General features: G+C 62.8%; 3 protein-coding genes and 1 pseudogene. 1 reads left to right on the top strand and 3 read right to left on the bottom strand.

Annotated elements, in window-relative coordinates; genetic code table 11:
* From ABIV12_RS06650 to murJ, 3 genes and pseudogenes are all read right to left on the bottom strand, one after another.
* Positions 1-1,294: class I tRNA ligase family protein (locus tag ABIV12_RS06650; protein WP_348057514.1), on the bottom strand; the 1,294-nt coding region annotated here is incomplete at its 3' end.
* Positions 1,291-2,250, bottom strand: a complete 960-nt coding sequence (locus tag ABIV12_RS06645; RefSeq protein WP_348057512.1) for a bifunctional riboflavin kinase/FAD synthetase — start codon at positions 2,248-2,250, stop codon at positions 1,291-1,293. The genes ABIV12_RS06650 and ABIV12_RS06645, both read right to left, overlap by 4 nt.
* An 89-nt stretch (positions 2,251-2,339) precedes the next feature.
* Positions 2,340-3,946 (bottom strand): annotated as a pseudogene (gene murJ, locus ABIV12_RS06640) (murein biosynthesis integral membrane protein MurJ).
* 119 nt (positions 3,947-4,065) lie between these two features.
* Here murJ and rpsT point away from each other — a divergent pair.
* Positions 4,066-4,180: 30S ribosomal protein S20 (rpsT, locus tag ABIV12_RS06635; protein ID WP_348057516.1), on the top strand; the 115-nt coding region annotated here is incomplete at its 3' end.

The raw sequence follows: 4,180 nt of genomic DNA, 5'->3' as shown, positions 1-4,180 counted from the left end.
AGCAATGCGGGTAGCTGTGGATGATTTTCGAGGCGGCCAGCAGCACGCCGCGCTCACGCAGCAAGTCGGTGATCGTGTCGTTGGCTTTCCAGATGAACTGGCCTTCGAAGATCGGCGTCCCCGGAAGATAGACCCCGTTGCCGCCAACGGGATTGAGGTCCGATGCGGAATATTGTTTGACGAGGCCGTATTGCTTGCCGACAGCGAAGTCTTCCACGCCGTGACCTGGTGCGGTGTGCACCGCGCCCGTTCCGTCGTCCGCAGACACGTGATCACCGAGGATGATCGGAATCCCGCGGGGGTAAAACGGGTGTTGCAAAACGATGCCTTCGAGTGCGGCGCCTTCGACACCGATGAAATTGCTGTCGGCCGGTGTATCCGCGGGCAGACCGGCGGCCATCAGATATCTGGCATGCACCGCGCCGACCAGTGCGCTCGCGACGACCAGGTAGATATCCGCGCCATCTGCGCGGGATTGGCGGATGAGTGAATAGTCGAGAGCGGGGCCAAGGGTAACGGCAACGCTCGCCGGCAGTGTCCAGGGCGTCGTCGTCCAGATCGGAACCGCAACGACAGCGTTGTCCGGCACGCTCGCAGACGCCTTGAACAGATCCAGCAATCGCGCTCGATCCTGCGGAGAGACTGCATACGCAACATCGATCGCGGGCGACGACTTGTCCGCGTATTCAATTTCGGCTTCCGCAAGCGCGGATCCGCAATCGAAGCACCAGTGCACCGGCTTGAAGCCGCGTACCACGTGACCGTTTGCATGGATCTGCGCGAGCGCGCGGATCATGTCCGCTTCATACTTGAAATCCATCGTGCGATAAGGACTGTCCCAGTCGCCGAGTACGCCGAGGCGCTTGAAGTCCGCGCGTTGCAGATCGATCTGCTTGCCGGCGTATTCGCGGCACTTCTGCCGGAACGTCGCCGCGTCCACTTTCTGGCCAACCTTGCCGATGTCCTTCTCGACCGCGATCTCGATTGGCAGTCCGTGGCAATCCCAACCCGGGACATACGGTGAGCGGAAGCCTGCGAGAAGCTTCGACTTGACTACGATGTCCTTGAGGATCTTGTTGACCGCGTGGCCGATGTGGATCAAGCCGTTCGCATACGGCGGACCGTCATGCAGGATGAACGCGTGCTCGCGCGATGCGACCTTCTTCTGGATCTGCGCATAGCGATCCACCTTCTCCCACTCCGCCAGCATGCCGGGTTCACGGCGCGCGAGATCCGCCTTCATCGCGAAGTCGGTCTTCGGCAGGTTGATCGTGTCTTTGTAGTCCTTGCTCACGCGTTCGCTCCGGAGAATTCCTGGGACGCAACGCCGAGCGTCGCGCGTGCCTGATCCGCATCACGATCGATCTGCCGCACCATCGCGTCGAGACCGTCGAACTTTTCCTCATCCCGCAACTTTTGCACGAATTCGACCTCGATGCGGCGACCATACAGATCTCCATCAAAGTCGAATAGGTGGGCTTCGAGCAGCGGTTCGGTGCCATTGACCGTCGGCCGAATGCCCAGGCTGGCGACGCCGGGCATCGGTCCGGCATCGACGCCATGCACACGGACGGCGAAGATTCCACCGACCGGTGACGTGCGCGTGCCCAAACGAATGTTGGCAGTCGGGTAACCCAGCGTGCGGCCAAGTTGCTGGCCGCGCACCACGTGTCCACCGATCGAGAATCGACGTCCGAGCAGGCGCGCTGCGTCGTCGAATTCACCATCTCCCAGATGTGCGCGGATTGCACTGCTGCTGACCCGTTCTCGCGCGATCGCGATATCCGGCATCACCTCCACCGCGAATTGCGACCGGCTCCCATGTTCGCGCAACATCGCCACATCGCCACGGCGACCATGTCCAAAGCGAAAATCCGCTCCAACCCAGATTTCCCGCGCACCTGCCCTGCCCACGAGCACCTCGTCGATGAAGCGTTCCGCGCTCATCTCGGATAAGCGCTCATTGAAACGCAGCATCAGCAACGCTGCGACTCCACTCTCGGCAATCAAGCCGATTTTCTCGCGCGCGTTGACAAGCCGGGGCACCGCCACTGCGCGCGCAAAAAACTCGCGGGGAATGGGTTCGAAGCTGATGGCGATCGGCGAAAGCTCAAGCGCCTCGGCACGCGCGCACACACGCGCGAGAAGCGCGCGATGGCCGACGTGCACGCCATCGAACGCGCCCACGCACAGCACACTGCCGCGCGGCGCCAGGCTCGGCCCCGCAACATCACGAAAAAGCAGGCTCATGGGTGAAGTATAGCCGCGGCGGTACGACTACGACCTGCACGCGGCACCGCAGCGCCGGATTGTTCAGCGGACCAAAAAAAACCGGCCGCTCAATGCGCCTTGAGATCGCGCAGCCGAAAGCCGCTGGCGAACAGCGCGATGACGAAAGTGCCGCCACCGGCCGTCACCAGGATCGCCAGGCGTGCGACGCGGGTGCTCGCATCCCACGCGCTCCAGTCCTGCCAGTGCCACAAACCGAATCCGAGCACAGCCACCATGGCGACGCACGCCGCCGCCAGACGCGCAAGATGACGCCCCCACCCGGGCTGACGCACGTAGATTCCGTCGCGCCGGAGCGCCAACCACAGCTGGTGAGATTGAGGTAACTGGCGAGCGCACTCGCGAGCGCAAGACCCATGTGCAGACCGGGCACCTTCGCGATGGCCGCAAGCCAGCCGTCGGCAAGGTCTTCAGGCCGATGCCAGAGCTGGAACAGGATGCCGACGAACAGAATGTTCATGACCATGTTGGCGGTCATCGCGACAATGCCCGCGCGCACCGGCGTCCGCGTGTCCTGCCGTGCGTAAAATGCCGGAGCAACCACCTTCACCAGTGCAAAGGCCGGCAGCCCGAACGACAGCGCGGACAGCGACAGCGCCGCCATGTCCACGTCATGTGACGTGAAGCGCCCATGCTGGAGAAGCGTTGCAAGCAGAGGTTTCGTCAACATCACCAGCGCGAGCATCGCGGGTACCGAGATCAGCAGTGCCGTTCGCAATCCCCAGTCGAGCGCCTTTGCGAATCCGTCGCGATCGGTGCCGACGTGATGGCGCGACAGCGAAGGCAGGATCACGGTGCCGAGGGCAACACCGAAAAGGCCGAGCGGAAATTCCAGCAGCCGATCAGTCTGCGTCAGCCAGGTCTGCGATCCGGTAATGAGAAACGATGCGATCAAGGTGTCGAGCAGCAGGTTGATCTGCGCGACCGACGAGCCAAACAGCGTCGGCACCATCAGCGTGAGGATGCGGCGGACGTCGGGATCGCGCCAACCCCAGCGCGGCCACGCGAGAAGGTCGAGCCGGGCCAACGCGGGCGCCTGCACCAGCAGCTGCAGAATGCCGGCGACAAGAATCGCCCAGCCCAGCGCCATGATCGGCACGTCGAAATAGCGAGAAAACCACAGCGCTCCGGCAATCACGCAGAGGTTCATGATCACAGGCGTCAGCGCGGGCAGCATGAACTGATGGAAGCTGTTCAATGCGCTTCCCGCCAGTGCTGTCAGCGACACGAACAACAGGAACGGAAACATCACGCGCAGCAAGTCGGTGGTCAGCGCAAATTTGTGCGGATCGTCGATCGATCCAGGCGCAAATGCGCCCGCCACCCCGCCGGCAAAGATCATCCCCAGCGCAGTCACCAGCAACAGAACTCCGCCGAGCGTGCCGGCGGTGCGCGCAATCAGTTGCTTGAGATCCGCGTGGGGCCGCGTTTCCTTGATCTCGGTGAAGACCGGCACGAACGCGACCGAAAACGAGCCTTCGGCAAACAGGCGACGCAGGAAGTTCGGGATGCGGAACGCAACCCAGAACGCGTCGGTTGCGGCGTTCGCACCAAAGGCATAGGCGATCGCCTGCTCGCGCACGAGGCCGAGGATGCGCGAAATGAAGGTCCCGCCGCTGAAACTCAGCATCGAGCGGAGTAACGTCGGTCGCGTCATGCGCGCATGGCCACTGCGCCTGCACTCCAACCGGCCACTCGCCTGAACGAATTGACGCTGCCGCGACGACTCGGCATAATCGCGGGTCTTTTTCCGCACCCGTTCACTGGAGTTCTACCTTGGCCAACATCAAATCCGCGAAGAAGCGTGCGCGCCAGTCCGAGCAGCACCGCCAGCGCAACGCGAGCGCGCGTTCGATGGTTCGCACCGCGATCAAGAACGTCGTCAAGGCGA

The organism is Dokdonella sp. (assembly GCF_039926425.1).
Taxonomy (GTDB): Bacteria; Pseudomonadota; Gammaproteobacteria; order Xanthomonadales; family Rhodanobacteraceae; genus Dokdonella_A.
Note: the sequence above shows the minus strand (reverse complement) of the source record. Positions and strands in the feature narration are given on the sequence as shown.